This window comes from Corynebacterium sp. ACRQJ, assembly GCF_022346045.1.
GTDB classification, from domain to species: domain Bacteria; phylum Actinomycetota; class Actinomycetes; order Mycobacteriales; family Mycobacteriaceae; genus Corynebacterium; species Corynebacterium evansiae.
This window is the reverse complement of record NZ_JAKRMT010000007.1, coordinates 1-24,349: the sequence shown is the minus strand read 5'-3', so window position 1 is coordinate 24,349 and position 24,349 is coordinate 1. Positions and strand designations below refer to the sequence as shown.

The following is a 24,349-nucleotide window of genomic DNA, read 5'->3' as shown; positions in this document are numbered from 1 at the left end:
AGCCGGACAGCAGTGCGGTTTGCGGGATCGTGGCGCGTTAGGGGTGTGCGGGCGGGCTAGAGCCGCCAGTCGACGGGTGCGCCACCGGAGGCCTCGAGGATCGCGTTTGCCCTGCTAAACGGGCGCGAACCGAAGAAGCCACGATAAGCGGACAGCGGCGAGGGGTGCGGGGACATCACGCAGCGCTGTGGCCCGATGAGCGGTGCCAGCTGCTGGGCCTGCTTGCCCCACAGGATCGCGGCGAAGCGCGGGTTGGCGGCGACTTGGCGGACGGCGGCCTCGGTGATGGCCTCCCAGCCGCGCCCACGGTGGCTGCCCGCGTTCCCCGCCTGGACGGTGAGCACGCGGTTGAGCAGCAGCACACCCCGTTCGGACCAGGGCGAAAGATCCCCGCTGGTAGGGGCCGGTAGGCCGAGGTCATCTGCATACTCGGTGTAGATATTCTTCAGCGACTTCGGCAGCGGCTCGCCCGCGGGAAGCTCCGCAGAGAACGCCAGCCCCACTGAGTGCCCAGGGGTTGGGTACGGGTCCTGCCCGACGATCAGTACTTTCACCTGCGTGGGGTCGGCCTCGAAAGCCCGCAAAATTTTTTCTGGCGCGGGCAGGACCTGCGCCTGGTTCCCCTGCGCCCGCTGCCCCTGCGCCTGCTGGGCCACCCGCTGTCCCTCAGCCAGCGCGCCCTCCAGCACCGACTGCAGCCCCGGCAGATACCACGCCGGGTGGATCCGCTCGATCAGCTGATGCGCCTGCTCCCGTACGGAATTCACGCCTGCCCCTTACACCGACTGCCAGCCGGACGTAAACGGCGGGCGCCCGCCGTCGACCAGCACATAGTCCCCCTCATCCGAGAGGCTGCGAACCGTCCCGATGCGGCGGTAGCCGCTGGGCATGCGGGCGTCCGTAGTTCCCAAAAGAGTATGGTCCTCGCCGCCGGTGTAGATCCATTCCAGGGGGTTCTTGCCCGTCATCTGCGCAGCATGGCGCAGCTTCTCGTCGGGCACCAGAGCCGCCCCATCGAGGTCCAAGCACACCCCGGAGCGCTCCGCGATGGCACACAGGTCCACGATCAGCCCGTCGGAGTTATCCGTCATGGCGCTCGCGCCCGTAGCGCGGGCGACGGATCCACGGCCCGGCTCCAGGCGCGGGGCGCAGTGCCAATCCGCCAGCTCGTTGAGGATCGGATCGTTCGCCGGGATCGCCTTGCGGGAGCCATAGTGGCGCAGAATCGCCAGACCCGCCGCGCTATAGCCGATCGGCCCGCTGGCGATGACCCTCTGCCCCACGCCCGCGCCGTCCAAAGTCAGCGCCGCGGCGGGCCCGGAGATTTCACCCATGGCGGTGATGGAAATAACTAAGTCCTTGCTGGTCACAACGTCCCCGCCGACCAGCTCCGCCGCCCACGGGGAGGCTCCCTCGTCGATGCCGCGCGCGATATCCGCCACCGTCTGCAGCGGCAAATCCCCCGGCGTGGCGATCGCCATCAGGATCGCGGTGGGGCGTGCTCCCATCGCCTGAATGTCCGCGAAGTTCTGCGTCACTGCCTTCACCCCGACCTCCCACGGAGTCGAGTAGTCGAAGGTGAAGTGACGGTCCTGAACGAGGATGTCCGTCGAGCACACGTGCCGTGAATTGGTGCCTGTGGGTTCCAGCACTGCGGCGTCATCGCCATTAAGAGAACTCGGTGCGGCCTGGCGGATCGCCGCGATGGTGGCGGCCTCCCCTGCCTCTGCGACGGTCAGTGAAGTGCGCATGCAGCCTTTCGGTCGAGTGATGCTTGGGGTACCGCGACAAGTCTAATTAAGATAATGCGCTATGAGTGACGAATCCACCTCCCCCGTGTCCACCCCGCGGTACCTGCTGGTGCTGTCGACGGTACTGGCCATTCTGCTGATTGTTGTGGTGATCGCGGCGGCGAAAATCACGATGGATAAGAAGGTTTACGCGCCGGTGGCGATGGGGCCGGTGGATGCGCCAGAGGCATCGTCGCAGGTGTGTGCCGATTTCGTGGCTGCGCTACCGCGGGATTTGGATCGTTTCCGTTCTGTGGAGGTGCGCGACCCGGCGCCGGATGGAGCCGCGGCTTATCGTGATTCTTCGGGCGCGGAGCTGTCTGTGCGGTGCGGGGTGAATGTGCCGGATCAGTACACGGTGTTGTCGCCGGTGTTTACTTCTGGCGATGCGCGCTGGACCGCCGTTTCCGATGCCACCCCGGGCTCTGACCTGCGTACTTGGTACGCGGTCGGGGGTTCGCCCGCGGTCGCGGTGACGGCTTCTTCCGACGTGGGCAGCGCGCTCGAGGGGGTTGGTTCTACTCTTTCTTCTCTTTATGACGCCAACTCTCCAGCAAAGCCCGCCCCCTACCCACTATCCGAGGCTCCGGTGGCTGGCGGCTCCGGTGGTTCCGGCAAGGCTGGCGGTTCCAGTGGTTCCGACAAGGCTGGCGACTCTGGCGAGGGTGGCACGTCCGGTGGCGCAACCGAGTCCCCAGCGTGCCGCAAGTTCCTGGAATCTCTGCCGGATTCGCTGGGCGACTGGCGCCTGGCGCACATTTCGGCCGGTAGCTCCGACCTGAAGAACCCCGATGCGCTGCCCGAGGGCGTGGATAAGTCAGTATTCGACAAGGCTCCCAGCGGCTCGGCGACTTACCTGGCCGAAGGACATGAGCCGGTGGTCATTCGCTGTGGCCTGGAGATGCCTGAGGCCTATGAGCCGGGGGCCAACCTGACCCAGGTAGATGATGTTCCATGGTTCTCCGATCCCTCGCTGTCGCGCGGGTCGACGATGGGCCACTGGTATGCCCTGGGCCGGGAGCAAATTGTGGGTCTGGCGATGCCACAATCCGCCGGCGAGGAGGTCATCACTTCCGTGACCAGCGTAATCTCCGATTCCCTCAAGCAGACTGAGAAGCAGTCCACCGCTGCCCAGCAGTAGCCGCCCGCCCGTAGCCGCCCCGCCCAGGTCCAGCAGTAGCGGCCCTGCACACGCCACCTCTGCAGTCCCACACTCCACATCTGCAGCCCCGCGCTCCACATCTGCAGCCCCGCGCTCCACATCCGCAGCCCCGCGCTTCCCACCTGCAACAGGAGCCTCACTCACACCATGCCGTCAGTGCCAAATGTCGGAAAAGTTGCAAAACGTCAAAACGCTACTCTCACCCCTTGCGAACAAAAAGCTTCTGACCTGCATGTTTACACTATTGAAAATGTGCACCAGTAACAAATTGCAGCTTTTCCGACATTTCAGCCCTACGCACCCCCAAACAACAGCAACTTTGCCGACATTTCCCCTCACGCAGGCTGAAGATAGGCACATCCCAGTCCCCGATGTCGTCAGAACGGGAATCCATCCCCGCAGCTGGCGAAAGAATAGGCACACCCCGGCACCGAATGTCGTTAGAACGGGAATACGTCGCCGCGACCGAAGTCTCGCAAATTATCGCGAGCGCCTGACCTGCAGGTTTAGGTTAAAGAAAACTGGTAGCAATAACGGATTCCCGTTCTAGCGACATTCGCAGGCCGCGGCCAACCAGCTACAGCCAGGGTGCAGCCAGCCAGAGCCAGCAACCGATCTAGGCCAGGGCGCGGGCGATCAGCGCGCTGACCAGGTCGCCGAAGCTCACGCCGTCAGCGGCAAACATCTTCGGATACATCGAGATCGGCGTAAACCCAGGCATCGTGTTGATCTCATTCAGCACGGGCCCGTTTTCCGTCGCAAAGAAGTCCACGCGCGCGATGCCGTCGCACCCCAGCGCGTTGAATGTGCGAATGGCCAGTTGACGGATCTCCTTGATCGTCTCCGCAGGTAGCGGCGCCGGGATGGTGGCGGAAACGGTGGAGTCGACATACTTGGCGTCGAAACCATAGAACCCTTCGGCACCATCCTCAGTGCCATTTAGCATCGCCGGAACAGAAGACACGATCGAGCCATCCGCGTGCTGCAACACACCGCACTCAACCTCGGCGCCGTGGATCATGGCCTCCACGATCACCTTGTTGTCGTGGGAGAAAGCCAAATCAATGGCGGCGTCGAACTCCTCCCAGCTGTCCACCTTGGAGATGCCGATGCTGGATCCGCCGCGCGCCGGCTTCACGAACACGGGCAGCCCCAGTCGTTCCTTCTCCTCCACGGTCAGCTCGCGGGGCTGGGACAGGATCAGCTCCTCGCCCACCGGGATGCCAGCCTCGCGCGCCAGCCGCTTGGTGAAGTCCTTGTCCATGCCCGCCGCCGAGGCCAGCACGCCGTTGCCGACGTACCGCACGCCAGCCAGATCCAGCACGCCCTGCACGGTGCCGTCCTCGCCGTTCATGCCGTGCAGCACTGGGAAAACAACGTCCACCTGCGCAAACACTTCGCCTGCCTGTGGTCCGGTCACGTAGCGCATCTCGCCCGCCGCACCAGAGCCCGCAGAGCCGTCCGTGCCAGCCCCGCCGAACGTCAGCTGCACGTGCACGCCCCCGTCTTCCACGCGCGGCATGTCCCGCCCGTCGGCGCGCAGCTGCGAGGTGTCGGTCGTCCCGGGCACCCATGCGCCGGCTTCGGTGATCCCCACGGGAACCACGTCGTAGATCTCCGTATCCAGGTGGTCGATCACCGCTCCCGCACTGATGCAGGATACGGAGTGCTCGGTCGACTGGCCACCGTACAGGACGGCGACGGTGGTGCGTGCGTGCTTCTTGGCTTCGTTACTCACGGCTTTTTACCTTAGCCGTTTTTAGGACGCCACATCCCCACCGCCCCGCCCCTTCAACCGAACTCCCAGTCCGCTTGGGCCTACTCGGCCTTCTTGCTGCGCCCGAGCAGTCCCATCATTACCTGCTGCACGTCGGCACCTTCGTGGCAGACTCCCACGACTGCGTCGGTGATGGGCATTTCCACGCCGACCTTCTCCGCCAGTTCCTGCACGGACTGGCTGCTCACCACGCCTTCGGCAACTTGTCCCTTGGTCGACGCGGCGGCCTGTTCCAGTGTCTCTCCCTTACCCAGGTGCTCCCCGAAGCGGCGGTTGCGCGACAGCGTGGAGGTACACGTGGCAACCAGGTCTCCCATGCCAGCCAGGCCGCTGAGCGTGCGCGCATCGGCGCCAACTTTCAGCGCCAGGCGGGTCGTTTCCGCCAGCCCGCGGGTGATCACGGTGGCGGCGGTGTTGTCGCCGAATCCCATGCCCGCGGCGATGCCCGCCGCCAGGGCGATGACGTTTTTGCAGGTGCCGGCGATTTCACAGCCGATGACGTCTGTGTTGGTGTACGGGCGGAAGTAAGGTGCAGCCACGGCCGCCTGGATCAGCTTCGCGCGGTCCATGTCGGTGCAGGCCACGACGGTCGCGGCGGGTTGGCCCTGGGCCACTTCGCGGGCCAGGTTCGGGCCGGTCAGCACGGCCACGCGCTCGCTGGGCACTTCCGCGACCTCGGAGATCAGCTGGCTCATCCGCAGGCCGCTGGAGTGTTCGATGCCCTTGGCCAGGCTCACCAGAGAAGCATCTGGGCCGATGAGGTCCTTCCAGTTCTGCAGGTTCTCGCGCAGCGACTGCGAGGGAACTCCCAGCACCACGATCTCCGCGCCGTTCAGTGCCTCGGCCGGATCAGTTGTGCCGGTCATCGCGGCTGGCAGTTCGATGTCCCCCAGGTAGGCGCTGTTTCGGTGATTGTCGCGCACGTCCTCTGCGACCTCGGCGCGGCGCGCCCAGAGGCGGACCTCGTTACCGGCGTCAGCAAAAACCTTGGCAACCGTCGTGCCCCAGGAGCCCGCGCCCATCACTGCTACTTGCACCATCTGCTTGTCGCCTTCCCGCTTGCGCTGTACGCCTATACTGCGTGCCTACTTGTCTGCCTGAGTTCGGTATAACTTTTGGGTTCGTTATACGATTGTCGGCAATAGTCTATCGAAAGGGATCCCTTTAAAAGTGATCACTCACACAGGAACTGGCGATCTTTCTACGTCCCTGGCCATGTCGCGGCACGATCAGGGCCACGTGACCCGCATCGGATCCCGCCCCAGCGAGGAGTTCGCCCGCCCGACCTTCGCCGCGGGCGCGGTTATTTGGCGCTTTTCTTCGGACGCCGCCGCCTCCACCCCTAACTCCCCCGAGTCCACGGACGTGGAGATCGCGATCATCCACCGTCCCCGTTACGACGACTGGTCGCTGCCGAAGGGCAAGGTCGACCCCGGCGAGAATCTTCCCGGTACCGCCATGCGCGAGATCTGGGAGGAGACCGGCTTCAGCGTGCGACTGGGCTGGGTTCTGGGTTATGTCCACTACCCTGTCGGTTCGCGCACAAAGGTGGTTTATTACTGGACTGCCCAGCACTTGTCCGGCGAGTTCGAGCCCAACGATGAATCCGATGAGCTGCGCTGGGTATCCCCAGAAGAGGCCAAGGAGCTGCTGAGCTACGAGGCCGACCTGAAGGTCGTGGATGCCGCAATGGGCGTGCTGAAGCTGGGTTGTGACCGCCGCGTGCTGTACGTTCGCCACGCGAAGGCGCATGCCCGCGAGGGGTGGGCCGGCGACGATGATCTGCGCCCCTTGAGTAAGAAGGGCCGCCGCCAGGCGGAGCTGCTGGTCTCTGAGCTGTCGGGCTACCGCCCGGAGACGATTTCTTCGGCCGTGCCGGTGCGTTGCGAGCACACGGCCGCGCCGATTGCTCAGGACTTAGGGTTGGAAGTTACTTTTGACGCCAACCTGGGCGATGCCGGCTGGGCTGCCGATGCGGATGCAGCGGTGGATGCGTTCCACGCCGCCACGGCCGCACCTGTGTCCATGGTTGTTGCCCAAGGCACGGTGATCCCTGGTGTGCTGGCCCGCATTGCGGGCGAGCACGACGTGGAGATTGAGGATATGCGCGTGAAGAAGTCCAGCACCTGGGTGCTGCACTTCGCCGGGGATAAGCTGCTGGGGCTGGACTACCTGGCCAGCCCGCTGTCCGTTAAGTAAGCGCCTCGCCCCCCCCGGCGCCGCTAGCTGGCGGGAATGGTGCGCGGCTTGAAGCTGGCGCGCTGGGATTCGAAGGCCTGGATGGCCTCTTCGTTGCGCAGGGTCAGGCCGATGTCGTCCAGACCCTCCATCAGGCGCCAACGGGTGTAGTCGTCCACGTCGAAGCCGAAAGTGTGGGTGCCCAGGGTGACGGTGCGATCTTCCAGGTTCACGGTGATTTCCGCGCCCGGCTGCTGTTCCAGCAGCTTCCAGATCAGCTCGATGTCGCTTTGTTCCATCTGGGCGGCCAGCAGGCCTGCCTTGCCGGAGTTGCCGCGGAAGATGTCGGCAAAGCGGGAGGATAGAACCACGCGGAAGCCGTAATCCATCAGCGCCCAGACGGCGTGCTCGCGGGAGGAGCCGGTGCCGAAGTCCGGGCCTGCCACCAGCACGGAGGCGTTCTTGTAGGGCTCCTGGTTCAGGACGAACTCCGGGTCTTTGCGCCAGCCGGCGAACAGGCCGTCCTCGAAGCCGGTGCGGGTCACGCGCTTCAGGTAGACGGCGGGGATGATCTGGTCGGTGTCGACGTTAGAGCGGTTCAGCGGTGCCGCCACGCCAGTGTGTGTGTTGAACTTTTCCATGATGTTCTCTTCTGCTTTCTGCTCCCCCACCTGCCGTTTAGGGCGCTGGCGGGGAGGCTCGAAAAAATTTTTAGGCGGGTCTTGTGCGGGTATCTAGCGGTCGGTTTACAGATCCGCCGGGCCTGCAAGGTGGCCCGTCACGGCGGTGGCGGCGGCAACTGGCGGGGAAACCAGGTGGGTGCGCCCGCCCTTGCCCTGGCGGCCTTCGAAGTTTCGGTTGGAGGTGGAGGCCGAACGCTCGCCCGGGGCAAGCTGATCCGGGTTCATGCCTAGGCACATGGAGCAACCTGCGGTGCGCCACTCCGCCCCGGCGTCAATAAAGATTTGATCGAGCCCCTCTTCTTCCGCTTGCATCTTCACCCGCGTGGAGGAAGGAACAACGATCATGCGCGTGCCCTCGGCGACAGTGCGACCCTTGACGACCTCCGCGGCGGCGCGCAGATCCTCGATGCGGGAGTTGGTGCAGGAGCCGAGGAAGACCGTGTCGATCTTGATGTCGCGCAGCGGGGTGCCGGGCTTGAGGTCCATGTACTCCATGGCGCGCTCGGCGGCGAGGCGGTCGTTGTCGTTGGTGAAGTCCTCCAGCTGCGGGATGGATTCCGCCAGCGGCAGGCCCTGGCCGGGGTTGGTACCCCAGGTGACGAAAGGAGTCAGGGCGGAGCCATCGATGTGCACGACGGTGTCGAATTGCGCGTCGTCGTCGGTGCGCAGGGACTTCCAGTACTCCACGGCTGCGTCCCAGTCCTCGCCCTTCGGCGCGTGCGGGCGCCCTTCGAGGTAGTCGAAGGTGGTCTGGTCGGGGGCGATCATGCCCGCGCGGGCGCCGGCCTCGATGGACATGTTGCACATGGTCATGCGGGCTTCCATGGACAGCTTCTCGATGGCCTCGCCGCGGTACTCGATGATGTGTCCCTGGCCGCCGCCGGTGCCGATCTTGGCGATGATGGCCAAGATCAGATCCTTGGAGGTCACGCCCGGCTGCAGTTCGCCGGAAACCTCGATGGCCATGGTCTTGAAGGGCTTCAGCGGCAGGGTCTGGGTGGCCAGCACGTGCTCGACCTCGCTGGTGCCGATGCCCATGGCGATGGAGCCGAAGGCGCCGTGGGTGGAGGTGTGCGAGTCGCCGCAGACGACCGTCATGCCGGGCTGGGTCAGGCCCAGCTGGGGGCCAACGGTGTGGACGATGCCCTGTTCAATGTCGCCCATGGAGTGCAGGCGAATGCCGAACTCTTTGGCGTTGTCGCGCAGGGTGGATACCTGCAGGCGGCTGGTGGGCTCCTGAATTTCCTGCAGGTCGCCGGTCTTCACGCCGACGGTGGGGACGTTGTGGTCCTCGGTGGCGATGGTCAGGTCCGGACGGCGGACCTTGCGGCCGGCCTGGCGCAGGCCGTCGAATGCCTGGGGCGAGGTAACCTCGTGCACCAGGTGCAGGTCGATGTACAGCAGGTCGGGGCCGCCGTTTTCTCCGGCTGCAACGATGTGGTCGCGCCAGACTTTCTCCGCGAGGGTTAGGGGTTGGTTCGTCACGGTCTCTCCTCTGTGTCCGCTATACAGTTCCACTGGATGGAATGTATAGTATCAAATCATGGGACACAATACGGAAATTCCCGCAACGAGCGGTATTCAAGTTTTGGACCGTGCGATTTTCATTCTAACGGTCATCGCAGCAGAACCTCGCAACCTTTCCGATCTGTGCGCCATCACCGGCTTGCCACGCGCCACGGCGCACCGTATCGCCGTCGCGCTGGAGAAGCACAGGTTGATCGAGCGCGGGGTGGACGGAGCGTGGGTCACTGGACCCGCCCTGTCCGAGATGGCGCCGTCTACCTCTTCTCGTCTTGAGGACGCCGCAGAGTTCATCCTGCCTGACCTCATGGCAAAGACCGGCGAGTCCGTGCAGCTATACCGCCTCTCCGGGATGGAGCGCGTGTGCATCGCCAACGCCGAGCCCGCCACCGGCCTGCGGGATACGGTGCCGGTGGGCCATCGGATGACGTTGACCGCGGGCTCCGCGGCCAAGCTGCTGATTGCCTATGCGCCAGAAGCATTCCAGAACCAGGTGCTGCCGGATGCCGCGTACACGCGCGAGGACTTAGAGAAGATCGCCGCCGAGGGGATCGCGGAATCCTCCGCCGAGCGCGACCCTTCCCTGGCTTCGGCCTCCGTGCCGGTCTTCGGGGCGGACGCGCAGAACCGAACGGTGATTGCCTGCCTGTCTATCTCCGGGCCGGTTGCCCGCATGGGCGAGCACCCGGCAGAGAAGTTCGGCGCGGATCTGAAGGAATCCGCCCGCCAACTGGAGAACCTGCTGCGGAAGTAGAAGAAAAATTTTTAGAACCCCAATACCTTAGGAGAATCCCAACCATGACCAGCGAAAACGCTGCAAACCAGAATCCGGCTACTGACGACAAGCGTTTTGAGGCGGGCATTCAGGTCCGCCGGGAAGTCATGGGTGACGCATTCGTAGATGCCGCTCTCGAGCGTAACGCGGGCTCCGATGGCGAGGCACTGCAGAAGCACGTCACCGAGACCGTCTGGGGTTCCGTGTGGACCCGCGACGGGCTGGCCCGCCGCGACCGCAGCCTGCTGAACATCGGCATGCTGGTGGCGCTGCGGGCGACCGAGGAGCTGCGCGGACACGTCCGCGGGGCGCTAGAGAACGGCCTGACTCGCACGGAGATCACGGAGGCGATCATCCACGCTTCCGGCTACTGCGGCGCACCCGCTGCCCTGTCGGCGATGAAGGTGGCCCAGGAGGTTCTGGTCGCGGAGCTCGGCCCGCTGGAGGATTAAGTACGCGGTAGCTCGCGCCACTCCACGGTTAGCTCGCTGGCACCGGGGGTTTCGCTAGCCTCCTCGCGCTCGGCACTGGCCACACGATCGGCCAGGAACTCATAGAGATTCTGCGTGCCGTCCTCGATTCCGTCGGCCACATCCTCACCGGCGGAGGTGATGTCCACCAGCGCCGGGCTAGTCGTGTCGTCGGGGTTGACCAGCTCGGCGCCCCAGCCTCCTTCGCCCCGCCGGCCGTCCTCATCCGCAGAGAGGGTACGGAGCCAGGCTTCGGCTGAAGTGTGGGCGTCATGACCAAAAAGAGTGGCGCGAACAGTGGCGGGCGTGCCGTCATTGCCGGGTGGGGTGCCCCAGAGCCAGTCCAGGTTTACGCGATATGGAGAGAGAATGGGGGACTCCTTTAGTAGGGTAAAACCATGAGCGAGTACAAAGACAAGCGCTGCACCGACCAGGAACGATCCGCCGCTGTGGAGGTGCTGTCCGGTGCCATGGCCGATGGGCAGTTGACCCTCACGGAGTTCGACGAGCGGTCGGGCAAGGCGCATGCTGCTACCCAGCGTAGCGAGTTGGTGGACTTGCTGGATGATTTGGTGGATGAGCCTGCGGGGTTGCTCTTTGGACCTGGCGCGAGCACTGCGGTTGCGCACCGCGCGCCGAGTGACGCGGAGTGGGCTGCTCACCAGGCTTCGGACGCCCAACGCCACCGTGAGATGGTACTTGCGCGGTCGCGGTCGCTGGTGACTGGCGGGGGCTCCGAGACAGGTTTCAGCCTGGCGATATTCGGCGGAGTGACGAAGGCAGCGTGGCAGGTGCCGAAGGCTCACTGGAACTTCAATATTTTCGGCGGTTCGGACTTTGACCTGCGGGATTGCCGGTTTAGCGATCCGGTGACCACGCTGTGGCTGAATAGCTGCTTTGGCGGTGCAGATGTGCTGGTGCCGGAGGGCGTGCGCGTTGATATGGGCGGCCTGGGCATTTTCGGCGGCAACGAGCTGGTGGTGGAGAACGGCGCGATCCACCCGAACAGTTTGCCGGAGGACGCTCCCCTGCTGCTGATCCGCGGGCTGTCGATTTTCGGCGGTGTGACAGTGAAGGTAGTGCGGGGTTAGGGAAGACTTCGACAGGATTATCGAGACGACCCCATCCAAAAGAGCAACGAATTGCGTAATCAATCTGACACTAGAGCTACCACCAAAATAGTTTCTTTCAGCGAAGCCGGGGTACAGGAGCTAAAGGACTTTCGCGAAGAGAATGACCGTGTCGGTGCCTACAGAGATCAAGACATCAAAACCGACGAAGATCTTCTTTACAATTTTCCGGTCGTTTATGTCATCAAAGACGAGCAAAACAGCAATACTAAGCAGTACACCGCCTACGTGGGCGAGACCACTGATATTGTGCAGCGCACAACCTCGCACCTGAAAAATACCAGGAAAGACGATACAGCCTGGACGAAGCTCAAGAATTCTAAAAACAGCGATCTCATAGTTCTGGGACATGGATTATTCAATAAATCATTGACTTTGGACGTCGAGAACCGTCTAATGCTGATGCTGTCGAGCGTAGAGACGGTAAAAAAGCTCGAGAACCGGCGTAGCAACGACCAGTTGGATTACTACACTAAAGAGCGGTTCAACGAGGTATTCCACGAAATCTGGGAACAGCTCCAAACGATTGATTCGAACCTGTTTCCAGAGCTGGAGAAAATCTACGATTCCGCACTGTATAAAGCCTCCCCTTTCCACAGCTTGACCGAGGAGCAAGTTAAGGCAAAGCGCGAGATCATGGAAGTCCTCTACGAAAAAATCCATGCAGACTCGCGAGGCAATCTTGTCATGGTTTAGGGCGAGGCTGGTGCCGGCAAGACGGTGCTTCTGAGCAGCCTGTTTTACGACATTATGCAAAACCCTGTAACCACGAAAGACGGTGGCGAGCATCAGCTGGATGCCTACCTGATCGTCAATCACGACGAACAGGTGAATGTCTACACTCAGATCGCTGAAAAGCTGGGGCTCCACTCGAAGAGCAATGAACGGGTCTTGAAGCCGACTAAGTTCATCAACCAGACTCCACTCGGTGAGAAGGTTGATCTGGCGCTGATCGACGAGGCGCACTTGTTGTGGACACAAGGCAAACAGAGTTACCGAGGCGAAAACCAACTGTTAGACATCATCAAACGGGCAAAGGTCACCGTTGCTGTTTACGATGCGCGGCAGGTTTTGCAGGCAAACCAGTGGTGGGAAAAGGAACCCCAAGAACTTGTGCCTGAGGAGAAGCGTTCAAAGATTCTCTTAAAGAATCAGATGCGGATGTCTGCTTCCCAAAGCACTCTTAAATGGTTTGAGACTTTCTTCGAAGAACGGAAGATTGATGGTCTGAGCCTAGATACACATCATCGGGATTCTAAGGGGTATCACGTTGAATTCTTTGCAGATGTCGAAGCTATGCGGACCGCAGTCAACAAGAAAGCCTCCAACACGGATCGTGGCTTAAGCAGAATGGTGGCGACTTATGACTGGCCGTATAACGCCGCTAGACAGCCAGAAAACGGTGGTTCTTGGGGAGTCTCCATCGGTGACTTCTTTATGCCTTGGAACAGGGAAATCACCATTGACACTGCAACTAGGCGGAAGAAGCTTGCCTGGGCAGAACAACCTCAGACTATTGGCGAGGTTGGTTCCGTCTATACAATTCAAGGCTTCGATCTCAACTACGTTGGCGTCATTATCGGACCGTCGGTAAAGCTCCGCGACGGACAGATTAAAATCTCGCCGGACGAGAGTTTCTTTAGGGCTGCAACGAATAAGCGGACAATGAGCGATGGCTCCGGTAAGGAGGCACTGTCCGATACGCTCCTGTGGAACCAGCTCTACGTACTGATGACGCGCGGTGTGCACGGCCTTTTCGTCTACGCATGCGATGAGGAACTTCGCAACGCTCTTCTAGAAGCTCAGAATTCTTCGCGTAGCTAAGAGATTTCCTTGGAGAATCTGAAAGAATCAGATTCATGAATCTCACTGCGCACTCCCCACGCCTCCGCCGACGAATCGGCGCCCTTGTTTTCGCTGGCCTACTCCCCTTCGCTCTCGCATCATGTTCGGATGACGAAGGCGATGCAACAGAAGCCGTCGCAGAGGACTCCACCACGTCCGCAGCCTCCTCAGAAACCAACGATCAGAAAGACGCGGAAGTTTCGGAAACCACCGAATCCACCGAAGAATCCAGCGGGCCCAAGAAGCGCAAGCCCAACCCCACCCTCGGTTCCTCGGCACCCGCTTCAGATGCCGGCGAGCCGTCCATCCCCTTCAAGCAACCGAAGAAGCAAGCAAAAGGCGAATGCATCTGGCGTCACCCAGATGAGCTAACGATGGATGACGTCGGTACGGAAACTGCAAAGTATTGCGATGGAACGTGGGCAATCGTCGGCACCTACGGTACGGGTGGCCTCGGACTCTATACGTTCAAGGAACATGGTTGGGAGTTAGTCCCCCAGGACAGCGAGTACGATAACGGCTTCGGTCCCTGTTACACGGAGCGTTACTTGCGCGAACTGGGCGTACCGAACATCGTCCTCGCCGAAGGCCCCAACTGCAACGGATAGTCGCCCCGCCAACCGACCCACACCCCGTCGGCTGCCCGAACCACCCCACCACTCCCCCAAACCCCCAAGGCGTACCCTGGGTGCCATGAGTGAATTCTTCCCAACCGAAACGTTTAGCAAGCGTCTCTCCACCGTCCGCGACATCGCCACACAGGCTGGCCTGGACGGCGTGATCGCCACCCCCGGTCCGGACATGGAGTACCTGATCTCGTCGCAGATCAGCACCCACGAGCGGTTCACGGCTCTGGTTCTTACTAAGGACGCCACCCGTATCATCGTTCCCGGCGTGGATGTCGCTGACCTGAAGAAATCCGTCGCCGGCAAACTCGGCGTGGAGATCATCGGGTGGAACGACGGCGAAGACCCCTATGGCTATATCGCCGAAGGCTCCTACGCTGTCAGCGCTGCAATGACCGCCGACCACCTGCTGGAGCTGCAGTCCCGCAGCATCTCCACCGTCAACGCCACCCAGGTGCTCGCTCAGGCGTTCATCCGCAAGGACGACGAAGAGCTTGCAGAGCTGCGCCGGGCAAGTGCCGCCATCGACGCAGTCCACCGCCAGGTTCCGAACCTGCTGCGCGCAGGCGTAACCGAAAACGACGTGGCCAAGGAACTGGAACGCCTGATCCTCGAAGAGCATGAGGTCGTGGACTTCATCATCGTCGGCTCCGGCCCGCACGGCGCCGACCCGCACCACGACCACTCCGACCGCGTTATCGAGTCCGGCGACGTAGTGGTCGTCGACATCGGCGGCACCCTGGCCAGCGGCTACCACTCGGACTGCACCCGCACCTACGTCGTCGGCGAGCCTACCGACGAGCAGCAGAAGATCTACGACGTGCTGCAGCGCGCCCAGGAGGCCGGGCTGGAGTTCGCCAAGCCCGGTGTCACGGCAGGCGAGGTGGATAAGGTCGTCCGCGACATCATCGAGGAGGCCGGCTACGGCGAGTACTACATCCACCGCACCGGCCACGGCATCGGGCTTTCCTGCCACGAAGAGCCGTACATCATCGCCGGTAACGACTTTGTGATTGAAGAGGGCATGGCCTTCTCCATCGAACCCGGCATCTACATCCCCGGTCAGTGGGGCGCACGTATCGAAGACATTGTGATCGTGGCGTCAGAAAAGGTAGAGCCCATCAACACAACACCCCACGAGCTTGTGCGCGTGGGGTGAGAGAAAGCCTAGCTGGATAGCCAGCTGGGTTTAGCGGACATCCACAAACAGCTTGAGGATCCACTTGCGGGCCAGGAACATGACTGCACCCAGGCCGACCATCACCGCGAACATCGCGATGAAGTAGATCCGCTCCGCGGAGCCATCCTCCGGGTTGTAGAAAGCCGCCAGGCTGCCGGAAAGGGACGTGCCCAAGCTGATCGACAGCAACCACAAGCCGAACATACGGGTGGGGAATGCCTTCGGGGCCAAGCGGGTAGCCATGGAGTTGCCCACGGGGCTCAGCATCAGCTCGCCCATGGTGAACAGGAACAGGATCAGCACCATGGCCCACATCGGAGTGGAGTTAGCTCCGCCACCGGCGAACGGGAGGAACAGCAGCAGTGCTCCACCGATCACAACCAGTGCCATAGAGAACTTCGCTGCGTAGGAAGGCTGCTTGTCCCCCAGCTTCGTCCACATCGCGCCGAACACGGCAGCGAACAGGATGATGAACAGCGGGTTGATGGACTGCACCACGCCCGGAGGAATCTCCATGCCGAAGAGATTGCGGTTCAGGCGCTCGTCGGAGTACACAGCAATCACGGTGAACTGCTGCTGGAATAGCGACCAGAACGCCACGGAAGCCACGAACATGGGGATAAAACCGACCAGGCGGGAACGCTCGACGTCCGTGACCAGCTTGGAACGGTACATCTGCACCCACAGCACAACGGCAATGATGGCGGCCAGGAGCGCGGTCACGTTGGACAGCTGACCAACCTTCAGCACCCCGGTGACAAACAGCAGCACGAAAACAACGATCGCTGCAGCAGCACCAATGAATACCGGGAGGTACTTCTTACGCGGCAGCGGGTTAACAACCTCGTGGCCCGCGTCCTGAATGGTCTGCTTACGCAAGAGGGTGTACTGCACCAGGCCGATGGCCATCATCAGGGCGGCGGCGCCGAAGCCCCAGTGGAAGCCCTTCCAGCCCCACAAAGCGTTGGTGATCAGCGGACCAAGCAGGCCACCGATGTTCACTCCCATGTAGTAGATGGAGAAGCCACCGTCGCGGCGGGGATCATCGCGGTCGTAGAGGTCGCCCAGAACCACCTGCGAGGTCGTCTTGAGGGCACCGGAGCCAACGGCAATGAACACCAGGCCCAGGATCACGCCAATGTAGCCCGGCATAAGTGCCAGGCTGATGTGACCGAGCATGACCAGCACCGCCGAGTAGTACAGGGTGCGTTCTGCCGATAGGATGCGGTCGGCAACCCACGCGCCGGCCACACCGGTGAGGTACACCAAGCCACCGTAGGCGCCGACGATGGAGGTCGCGGTGCTCTTGTCCATGCCAAGGCCACCGTCAGCCACGGAGTAGTAGAGGTAGAAGGCAAGTAGTGCCTGGAGGCCGTAGAAGCTGAAGCGCTCCCACATCTCCACGCCGGAGAGGTTAGCTAGGCCGAAGGGGTGGCCGAAGAAAGTCCGTTCGTTCTGGTGCGCGCTAGAAGAATGCGCGGTTGCTGTGGAGGCTCCGTCTGGTGCGGGAGAATCCTCCGGGTTCGGTTGAGAAGTCATTCGTTAATTCCATCACACCCATCGCGGATAAACGAAGCTATTCGCTGAGTTTTCTGTAGATTGGTGGGATTTGGCGGCTAGCTCAGGCACAGTGTCAGACCCAGTAGGGCAGACCAAGTAGCAAGAAAAGAAAAAGCACGGCCCGAAAGCCGTGCTGAAAAAATTTTGTACCCCGTACGGGATTTGAACCCGTGTTACCGGCGTGAGAGGCCGGCGTCCTAGGCCGCTAGACGAACGGGGCATCGTTCGTGCGTTGCGTTACTTGCGAACGAAAGGTAACTCTACACAGTAGTTCCTTTTCCCACCTAATCCGCAGGTGGCGCGGCATTTTATGGCCACGCCGGAGCAACACCTACAGCGCACGCAGTTCCGCGACCTTCTCTTCCAGCACCGCGACCAACGGGTTGTCCGGAATCCGCTTGGCCGCCACCTCGCTCACCGCGCCGTACCACCACTGCTGCTTGTCCTTACCGGAGTTGAAACGACCCCACAGCTCGTCGCCGATCTCGGAATGGTCGGCCAGGATCGACAGCAAGTTGTGCAGCTTGTCAGCAACAGAAACAATCACGGAGCCCTCATCGGCGCCGGAAAGGTGCGCCAGGTAAGCATCGGAGCGTTCCTGCCAGTCAGTGATGCTGTCGTCCTTCGTCACTCCCAGCACCAGCTCCACTACGCGGTCGCCGAATTCCTCCCGCATCTGCGCCTCGGAGTACTCCTCCGGCACGTCCTCCAAAATGTCGTGGAACAGCGCAGCGATCAGCACGTCCTCATCATCCGTGACCATGCTGGCCAGGTGCATCACGCCGAAAACGTGAGAGACATACGGAATGTCAGTGCCCTTGCGGGTGTGGTTGCGGTGCGCGTACGCCGCCACGTTGATGGCGCTCAGCAGTCGCGGCGAGGTCGCCACATCCAGCAGCTGTGCGCCCACTTCTGCGCGAGTAGTTGCGTCGGTCATCGTCGATCTCCTGTCCAATCAGCCCGGCACTTCCCGGGAACACTCATGACTATATGGAGGCACTCGGACAACCCCTCGCCCGGCGCGTATCCCTGTTCGATTTCTTTGTGACGCCCCCACGCCCCGGCCTGCCACAAAAACGCCTATCACCAGGTATCTTCAATAGCTGATGAGTGTTGAAGAATCCCCGGACGAGCACCCCACCGACGAACGCATCGTTCCCACCCTCGGTGGGCAGGTGACTCCGGAGCTTCCTTCCGGGACGTATCACACAGAGGTAGTGCGGGAGCACCGCTGGCTGGATCCCTCCACGTGGAAGGTGATCGCCAAGCGCCTCTACTTTGAGATCTTCTTCAACGCACTATTCGACAAGGGCGCCACGCTGAGCTTCTTCACCCTGCTCACCGGGCTGCCAACCCTGCTGGCCTTCTACGCAATCACCACGCTGGTGCTCGATCAGAACCGCGACCAAGTCACGTCCCTCACCGACGAGTTCATCGCGGAGAACATTCCCGATAACTTCCAAAGCAATGCACAGACCGTGGTCAACACGGTCATCGGCTCCACGGAACAATCCATCACCATGTTGGTGATCAGCGTGCTGTTCGCCCTGTTCTCTTCTTCCGCATACGTCCGCGCGTTTTCCCGTATGGCCAACGAAATGTACGGGCGGCGCGAAGGCCGCAGCCTCGTCAGAACCTGGGCAGCTATGTGGGGAATCACCGTGGTCTTGGTAATCGGACTGGTCTTCATCGCGGGCGCATACTTCCTGCGCGAGGACATTGCCCGGCCCCTGCTGGACAAGATCGCCGAGCCCCTGAACTGGCAGGGCTTCACTACTTTCGTCCTGGAGCACTTCCTGCCGATCTGGCAGTACGTCCGCTGGCCGGTAATCTTCTTGGTCGCGGTGATACTCATCGCCATCCTCTATAACGGCGCCCCCAACGTGCGCTTCGGGCGCATCCGCTGGCTGACGGTAGGCTCCACGTTCGCACTAATCAGCATCACCATCGTGGGCCTGCTTCTGCAGGTTTATCTGAATAACTTCGGTGCCGTGGGCCTCTACGGCGCGCTGGGTGGCATCATCGTCGGCCTCACCGGCTTGGTGGTAAGCAACTCCCTGCTACTCCTCGGCGTGAAGCTGGATGCGGAGATCGCCCGCACGCGCGAGCTGCAAGCCGGCATGAACTCCGAGCGCATCATCCAGGTACCACCCCGCTCCTCCGCTGCGGTGGAGGGCTTCAGCCAACTCCACGATCGCATCGAGGAACAGGCCTCACAGCTGCGAAACGAATCGGCGTCAAAAGAACAGTCCAAAGAACCCTAACCCCCACCCCTCGCCCGACCAGCGAGTTCCCCGCCGGCACCATAGAATCAGTACCTATGAGCCACGATCTGAACTCCACCACCGTCGGCGGCCATGTCCGCGCCGCCGCCGGCACCAGCCCCGAGCACGCTTCCACCCGCAAGTTCTGGACGGGACTGTCCCGCAACATCCAGGAGCGCATCGCCGACGATTGGGAACGCACCCGCCAGACCTACAACGCCACCCGCCAGCAGCACTACTTCTCCGCGGAGTTCCTCATGGGCCGCGCGCTGCTGAACAACCTCACCAACCTCGGCCTGGTGGAAGAAGCCCAGGCCGCTGCCCGCGAGCTCGGCCACGAGCTCACCGACGTCCTGGAAGTGGAAAACGATGCTGCCCTGGGCAACGGTGGCCTGGGCCGTCTGGCCGCCTGCTTCCTGGATTCCGCCGTCACCCAGGATTACCCCGTCACCGGCTACGGCATCCTCTACCGCTACGGCCTGTTCCGCCAGTCCTTCGACAACGGCTTCCAGGTGGAGCGCCCGGACCCGTGGCGCGAGGAGGAATACCCCTTCACCATCCGCCGGGCCTCCGACCAGCTGGTCGTGCACTTCGACGACATGAAGGTCCGCGCGATCCCCTACGACATGCCCATCACTGGCTACGGCACTCACAACGTGGGCACCCTGCGCCTGTGGAAATCCGAGCCGTGGGAGGAGTTCGACTACGACGCTTTCAACTCCCAGCGCTTCACCGATGCCATCATCGAGCGCGAGCGCGTCAGCGACATCTGCCGTGTGCTCTACCCGAACGACACAACCTACGAGGGCAAGAAGCTGCGCGTGCGCCAGCAGTACTTCTTCACCTCCGCCTCCCTGCAGGCGATGATCCGCAGCCACCTGGCCCACCACGGTGATCTGAAGAACTTCGCGGAATACCACTCCGTGCAGCTGAACGATACCCACCCGGTGCTGGCCATCCCGGAGCTCATGCGCCTGCTAATGGACGAGCACGGCATGGGCTGGGAGGAAGCCTGGGAGATCGTCTCCAACACCTTCGCCTACACCAACCACACTGTCCTCACCGAAGCCCTGGAGCAGTGGGACCAGCAGATCTTCCAGCAGCTGTTTTGGCGTGTCTGGGAGATCATCGCCGAGATCGACCGTCGCTTCCGCATCGAACGCTCAGCGGAGGGCGTTGATGGCGTCACCATCCAAAGAATGGCCCCGATCCAACACGGTGTGGTGCACATGGCGTGGATCGCCTGCTACGCCGCGTACTCCATCAATGGCGTGGCCGCGCTGCACACGGAGATCATCAAGCGCGAAACCCTCGCCGATTGGCACGCGCTGTGGCCAGAGAAGTTCAACAACAAGACCAACGGTGTTACGCCGCGCCGCTGGCTGCGGATGATTAACCCTCGCCTGTCTGCGCTGCTTACTCGTCTTTCGGGTGGTGACGCCTGGGTCACCGACCTCGACAACCTCAAGGAACTGCGCAGCTACGCCTCGGACGAGAGCGTCATGCAGGAGCTCCGTGAAATCAAGGCCGCCAACAAGCGCGACTTCGCCGAGTGGATCGCCGAGCGCCAGGGCGTGGTCATCGACCCGGATTCCATCTTCGACGTACAGATCAAGCGCCTGCACGAGTACAAGCGCCAGCTGCTGAATGCCCTGTACGTGCTGGACCTGTACTTCCGCATCAAGGAGGACCACCAGCGCGACCTGCCGCCGCGCACCGTCATCTTCGGTGCGAAAGCCGCGCCGGGCTACACGCGGGCGAAGGCCATCATCAAGCTAATCAACGCGATCGCAGACCTGGTGAACAACGATCCGGTGGTTTCCCCGCTGCTGAAGGTCGTGTTCGTGGAGAACTACAATGTCTCCCCCGCCGAGCACATCCTGCCGGCCTCCGATGTTTCGGAGCAGATCTCTACCGCGGGCAAGGAGGCATCGGGTACTTCCAACATGAAGTTCATGATGAACGGCGCGCTGACGCTGGGCACCATGGACGGCGCGAACGTGGAGATCGTGGATTCCGTTGGCGAAGAGAACGCCTACATCTTCGGCGCCCGCGAGGAGGAGCTGCCGGAGCTGCGCGCGGACTACAAGCCCTACGAGCTGTACGAATCCGTGCCCGGCCTGAAGCGCGCCCTGGACGCGCTGGATAACGGCACCCTGCACGACGAGTTCACCGGCTGGTTCTACGACCTAAAGCAATCACTGATCCACGGCTACGGCGAGGGCGCCTCCGATACCTACTACGTGCTGGGCGACTTCGCGGACTACCGCGAGGTGCGCGACCGCATGGCCGCCGACTACGCCGCAGACCCACTGGCCTGGGCGCAGAAGGCGTGGGTGAACATTTGCGAATCCGGGCGTTTCTCCTCCGACCGCACGATCCGCGACTACGCCACGGAGGTCTGGAAGTTGGAGCCCGCGCCGATTGACGAGTAGCGGGACTGCGCTGCGCTGAGCGGCAGGGGCCTGCGCTGAGTGAGACTGTGCTGCGAAGTGGCCCGCACAGTTGACTACGAGTGACCGCCAGGTGTTTACCTGGCGGTCATGTTGTCTTAAACCGCACGCAAAAAAGAGGTGGAAATATATGTGTGGTTTTATTCACATTTCGCAGTAGATAGGCGCAGCTTTCCATGCAGCTCAACAACCTCAAAATCTCGGTATCCCAGCGTGCTCGGCGCTCCCAGCGCAAGGTGGCAGGCATTTCCCTAGCCCTGGCAGTGATCCCCTTTAGCGCTGTCCCCGCGGCCAACGCGACCGTCGGCTCCGAGACCGTGATCGGCTCCACCCTGGGATCCTCTAGCTTCGGCTCCTCGGTCGGGTCTTCTACTGGGTCTTCCGTGACCGGTTCCACCCCGATCGGTTCCAGCGGACCTGCTGGCTCCTTGCAGCCGGGCAAGCCGGGCAAGCCAGGCACCCCGGACGCACAGTCCACTTTCGAGCGCACTGCGACCTACCCGGTGTACGAGAACCGCCCCGAGGGTGAGGACAAGTCCGCGGAGACGGTGGCGGAGATCTCCACGGTCTCCAAGGACGGCAAGACGCTTATCCACACGGACGCCCTGGCACAGCGCATCGGCTTCATCGACATCAGCAACCCGAACGCTCCGAAGGGGCTGGGCACCCTGGACTTGAAGGCACAGGGACACGCCAAGGACGAGCCGACCTCCGTGGCCGTGTATGGCGATTACCTGCTGGTGGTAGTTGACGAGACGGGCGGGGACTTCGCTCACCCGAAGGGCCGCGTGGACATCGTGCGGGTCTCAGACCGCACCCGCGTTTCCTCCATCGACCTGCAGGGACAGCCGGACTCCATCGCCATCTCCCCCGCTGGCGCGCCGGGTAGCCCCAAGGCCGCCATCGCCATGGAGAACCAGCGCGACGAGGAGCTAAACGACGGCAACCTGCCGCAGCTGCCCACCGGCTTTGTGCAGACCATCGACCTGTCCGGGGATGCCAAGGACTGGAAGGCCACCCCGATCCGCTTCGAGGACGAAAATGGCAAGCTGCTGGACGAAGTAAAGAAGGCCGGGCTGGATACCCCCGAGGACCTGGAGCCGGAGTACGTCAGCATCAACGGCAAGAACCAGCTGGCCGTCACCCTGCAGGAGAACAACGGTGTGGCCATCATCGACCTGCAGACCAACCGCATCACCAACGTGTTCAGCGCAGGCAGCGCCGAGGTCAAGGGTGTGGACACCAAGTCCGACAAGCTCATCAACCCCACCGACACTCTGCCCGCCACCCCGCGCGAGCCGGATGCCATCGCGTGGATCGACGATAACCACGTAGCCACCGCCAACGAGGGCGACTGGAAGGGCGGCACCCGCGGCTGGACCGTCTTCGATACGAACGGCAAGATCGTCTGGGATGCCGGCAACTCCGTGGAGAACCTGGCCATCCGCCACGGCCTGCACAACAACAAGCGCGCCAAGAAGAAGGGCGTGGAGATCGAGGGCATCGCCACCGCCAAGATGAACGGCACCAACTACGCCTTCGTCGGCTCCGAGCGCTCCAACTTCGTTGCCGTGTACAACGTCAACGATCCGGCGAACCCGCAGTTCGTGCAGATGCTGTTCACCACCAATGGCCCGGAGGGAATCCTGCCGATCCCGGAGCGGAACATGCTCGCTGTATCCAGCGAGGTCGACGAGGCAGACAACGCCGTGCGTAGCGCGGTGACGCTATATCGTCTCGGTGGCGAGGAATCCCAGCCCTCCATTGTTTCCGCCGACCAGGGCGATGCGCCGATCGGCTGGGGTGCGCTGGGCGCTCTGACCGCCGATCCGAAGGACGCCAACCGCCTGTACGCGGCCTCCGACTCCGCGTACGCGAACGGCTGGGTTTACACGATCGATGCCTCCAAGCAGCCGGCTGTGATCACCGAACGCCGCGCCGTGAAGCGCGACGGTGCCCCGGCTGAGGATCTGGACATCGAGGGAATCTCCGTGGCTGCCGACGGTGGCTTCTGGATCGCTTCCGAGGGCAAGAAAGGCAAGGATAACCGTCTCTTCCACACCGATAAAGACCTCAACATCACCTCTGCGGTCGAACTACCTGCCGACGTGGCTGAGCACATCGGCAAGTGGGGACTAGAGGGCGTCAGTTCCACAAAGGACGAAAACGGCGTGGAACAGCTCTTCGTCGCCGTGCAGCGGCCGCTGTGGAAGGACCCGGAGGCAAAGAAGCTCGAGGCGCAGGAAGGTGAGAACACCACGCGCATCGGCAAGTACAACACGAAGACCAAGCAGTGGCAGTGGTTTGGCTACGAACTGGAGAAGCCAGCCGGCAAAGGCGACTGGATGGGCCTGTCGGAGATCACCGCATTGGATGATAAGCACCTGCTGGTGATCGAGCGCGATAAGCTGAACGGTCCGGATGCGAAGGTCAAGCGCGTAATGAAGGTGACGCTGCCTGAGGGCCGTGCTGAGGGTGCAGCCGCTAGCGCGAACGGTCTCGCGCTGCCGATGGTGAACAAGGAGCTAGCCGTGGACGTGCTGCCGAAGCTACGCGCCACCAATGGCTGGACGCAGGAGAAGCTGGAGGGCTTCACCATCGCGGCGGATGGCCAGATGTACGCGGTGACGGATAATGACGCGCTGGAGGATGCCACCGGCGAGACCGTCTTCCTACGCCTGGGCAAGGTGAAGTAGCGAGGCTCAAAGCCAGCTGGCGGATCGGGGAGCCTTTGTTCCCCGAGGCCGCATGCCGTGCGGCTAAGGCGTCCTTGGCTATTCACCCCACTACTTACCCCTCCCCTGCTACCCCGGGTTAAGTAAAGAAAAGTGTGTCCGCATGCCACCATAACCCCAGACCACACACCACAAATCACCAAAGAATAGCTCCCCGAAAGCTATTACCCACACCATCCCGCACCTCCGGCCACATT

At 62.2% G+C, this 24,349-nt stretch carries 20 protein-coding genes, 1 tRNA gene and 1 pseudogene; 12 read left to right on the top strand and 10 right to left on the bottom strand.

The features are described from left to right. Positions 1–56 precede the first annotated feature (56 nt). A complete protein-coding gene (locus tag MHX52_RS05400) occupies positions 57–767 on the bottom strand; it encodes a uracil-DNA glycosylase (RefSeq protein ID WP_239317010.1) in 711 nt (236 codons plus the stop codon). A 9-nt stretch (positions 768–776) separates the two neighbouring features. Next, positions 777–1,751, bottom strand: coding sequence for a thiamine-phosphate kinase (locus MHX52_RS05395; protein ID WP_239317008.1), 975 nt, complete (start codon positions 1,749–1,751; stop codon positions 777–779). A 61-nt stretch (positions 1,752–1,812) separates the two neighbouring features. On the opposite strand from MHX52_RS05395, the gene MHX52_RS05390 reads away from it, so the two are divergent. Then, positions 1,813–2,931, top strand: a complete 1,119-nt coding sequence (locus MHX52_RS05390; RefSeq protein WP_239317007.1) for a DUF3515 domain-containing protein — start codon at positions 1,813–1,815, stop codon at positions 2,929–2,931. Positions 2,932–3,568: 637 nt separating this feature from the next. Here MHX52_RS05390 and MHX52_RS05385 read toward each other — a convergent pair. Next, complete coding sequence (locus MHX52_RS05385) at positions 3,569–4,690, bottom strand: D-alanine--D-alanine ligase family protein (protein WP_239317005.1); 1,122 nt, start codon at positions 4,688–4,690, stop codon at positions 3,569–3,571. An 80-nt stretch (positions 4,691–4,770) separates the two neighbouring features. Next, the gene (locus tag MHX52_RS05380; protein WP_049050423.1) at positions 4,771–5,769 is read right to left on the bottom strand and encodes an NAD(P)H-dependent glycerol-3-phosphate dehydrogenase; all 999 of its coding nucleotides are present in this window, start codon (positions 5,767–5,769) and stop codon (positions 4,771–4,773) included. 175 nt (positions 5,770–5,944) lie between these two features. Here MHX52_RS05380 and MHX52_RS05375 point away from each other — a divergent pair, with 175 nt between their 5' ends. Further along, complete coding sequence (locus MHX52_RS05375; protein WP_255721422.1) at positions 5,945–6,928, top strand: bifunctional NUDIX hydrolase/histidine phosphatase family protein; 984 nt, start codon at positions 5,945–5,947, stop codon at positions 6,926–6,928. Positions 6,929–6,951: 23 nt separating this feature from the next. On the opposite strand, the gene leuD is transcribed toward MHX52_RS05375, so the two are convergent. Further along, the gene (gene leuD, locus MHX52_RS05370; RefSeq protein WP_070487715.1) at positions 6,952–7,548 is read right to left on the bottom strand and encodes a 3-isopropylmalate dehydratase small subunit; all 597 of its coding nucleotides are present in this window, start codon (positions 7,546–7,548) and stop codon (positions 6,952–6,954) included. A 105-nt stretch (positions 7,549–7,653) separates the two neighbouring features. Beyond that, positions 7,654–9,075 (bottom strand): 3-isopropylmalate dehydratase large subunit, encoded by a 1,422-nt coding sequence (gene leuC / locus MHX52_RS05365; protein WP_239317001.1) that lies wholly within the window; start codon positions 9,073–9,075, stop codon positions 7,654–7,656. A gap of 58 nt (positions 9,076–9,133) precedes the next feature. Between leuC and MHX52_RS05360 the strand changes: the two genes are divergently transcribed. Both MHX52_RS05360 and MHX52_RS05355 read left to right on the top strand, forming a co-directional pair. After that, a complete protein-coding gene (locus MHX52_RS05360) occupies positions 9,134–9,868 on the top strand; it encodes an IclR family transcriptional regulator (protein WP_239316999.1) in 735 nt (244 codons plus the stop codon). Between the two features lie 44 nt (positions 9,869–9,912). Then, the gene (locus tag MHX52_RS05355) at positions 9,913–10,341 is read left to right on the top strand and encodes a carboxymuconolactone decarboxylase family protein (protein ID WP_239316997.1); all 429 of its coding nucleotides are present in this window, start codon (positions 9,913–9,915) and stop codon (positions 10,339–10,341) included. Here MHX52_RS05355 and MHX52_RS05350 read toward each other — a convergent pair. Further along, positions 10,338–10,508, bottom strand: a complete 171-nt coding sequence (locus MHX52_RS05350; protein WP_239316994.1) for a hypothetical protein — start codon at positions 10,506–10,508, stop codon at positions 10,338–10,340. The genes MHX52_RS05355 and MHX52_RS05350 overlap by 4 nt on opposite strands. A 249-nt stretch (positions 10,509–10,757) precedes the next feature. Between MHX52_RS05350 and MHX52_RS05345 the strand changes: the two genes are divergently transcribed. From MHX52_RS05345 to MHX52_RS05325, 5 genes and pseudogenes are all read left to right on the top strand, one after another. Beyond that, positions 10,758–11,450 (top strand): DUF1707 domain-containing protein, encoded by a 693-nt coding sequence (locus MHX52_RS05345; RefSeq protein WP_239316992.1) that lies wholly within the window; start codon positions 10,758–10,760, stop codon positions 11,448–11,450. Positions 11,451–11,501: 51 nt separating this feature from the next. Then, positions 11,502–12,185 (top strand): GIY-YIG nuclease family protein, encoded by a 684-nt coding sequence (locus MHX52_RS05340; RefSeq protein ID WP_239316990.1) that lies wholly within the window; start codon positions 11,502–11,504, stop codon positions 12,183–12,185. A 12-nt stretch (positions 12,186–12,197) separates the two neighbouring features. Then, positions 12,198–13,313, top strand: a pseudogene (locus MHX52_RS05335) (DUF2075 domain-containing protein); the annotation flags it as partial. A gap of 35 nt (positions 13,314–13,348) precedes the next feature. Further along, positions 13,349–13,942, top strand: coding sequence for a hypothetical protein (locus MHX52_RS05330; RefSeq protein WP_239316986.1), 594 nt, complete (start codon positions 13,349–13,351; stop codon positions 13,940–13,942). Between the two features lie 85 nt (positions 13,943–14,027). Further along, positions 14,028–15,119, top strand: a complete 1,092-nt coding sequence (locus MHX52_RS05325) for a Xaa-Pro peptidase family protein (protein ID WP_239316984.1) — start codon at positions 14,028–14,030, stop codon at positions 15,117–15,119. Positions 15,120–15,149: 30 nt separating this feature from the next. On the opposite strand, the gene MHX52_RS05320 is transcribed toward MHX52_RS05325, so the two are convergent. From MHX52_RS05320 to MHX52_RS05310, 3 genes are all read right to left on the bottom strand, one after another. Continuing rightward, positions 15,150–16,679 carry a peptide MFS transporter gene (locus tag MHX52_RS05320; RefSeq protein ID WP_239316982.1) on the bottom strand — a complete coding sequence of 510 codons (1,530 nt, stop codon included), beginning with the start codon at positions 16,677–16,679 and terminating at the stop codon, positions 15,150–15,152. Positions 16,680–16,847: 168 nt separating this feature from the next. Continuing rightward, positions 16,848–16,920 (bottom strand) — tRNA-Glu (locus tag MHX52_RS05315). A 111-nt stretch (positions 16,921–17,031) separates the two neighbouring features. Continuing rightward, the gene (locus tag MHX52_RS05310) at positions 17,032–17,637 is read right to left on the bottom strand and encodes an HD domain-containing protein (protein ID WP_239316980.1); all 606 of its coding nucleotides are present in this window, start codon (positions 17,635–17,637) and stop codon (positions 17,032–17,034) included. A 169-nt stretch (positions 17,638–17,806) separates the two neighbouring features. On the opposite strand from MHX52_RS05310, the gene MHX52_RS05305 reads away from it, so the two are divergent. From MHX52_RS05305 to MHX52_RS05295, 3 genes are all read left to right on the top strand, one after another. Then, positions 17,807–18,964, top strand: coding sequence for a YihY/virulence factor BrkB family protein (locus tag MHX52_RS05305; protein ID WP_239316978.1), 1,158 nt, complete (start codon positions 17,807–17,809; stop codon positions 18,962–18,964). A gap of 56 nt (positions 18,965–19,020) precedes the next feature. Continuing rightward, on the top strand, positions 19,021–21,399 hold the full coding sequence (gene malP, locus MHX52_RS05300; protein WP_239316975.1) for a maltodextrin phosphorylase MalP: 2,379 nt from the start codon (positions 19,021–19,023) through the stop codon (positions 21,397–21,399). Positions 21,400–21,593: 194 nt separating this feature from the next. Then, positions 21,594–24,113 (top strand): esterase-like activity of phytase family protein, encoded by a 2,520-nt coding sequence (locus tag MHX52_RS05295; protein ID WP_239316972.1) that lies wholly within the window; start codon positions 21,594–21,596, stop codon positions 24,111–24,113. Positions 24,114–24,349: the final 236 nt, after the last annotated feature.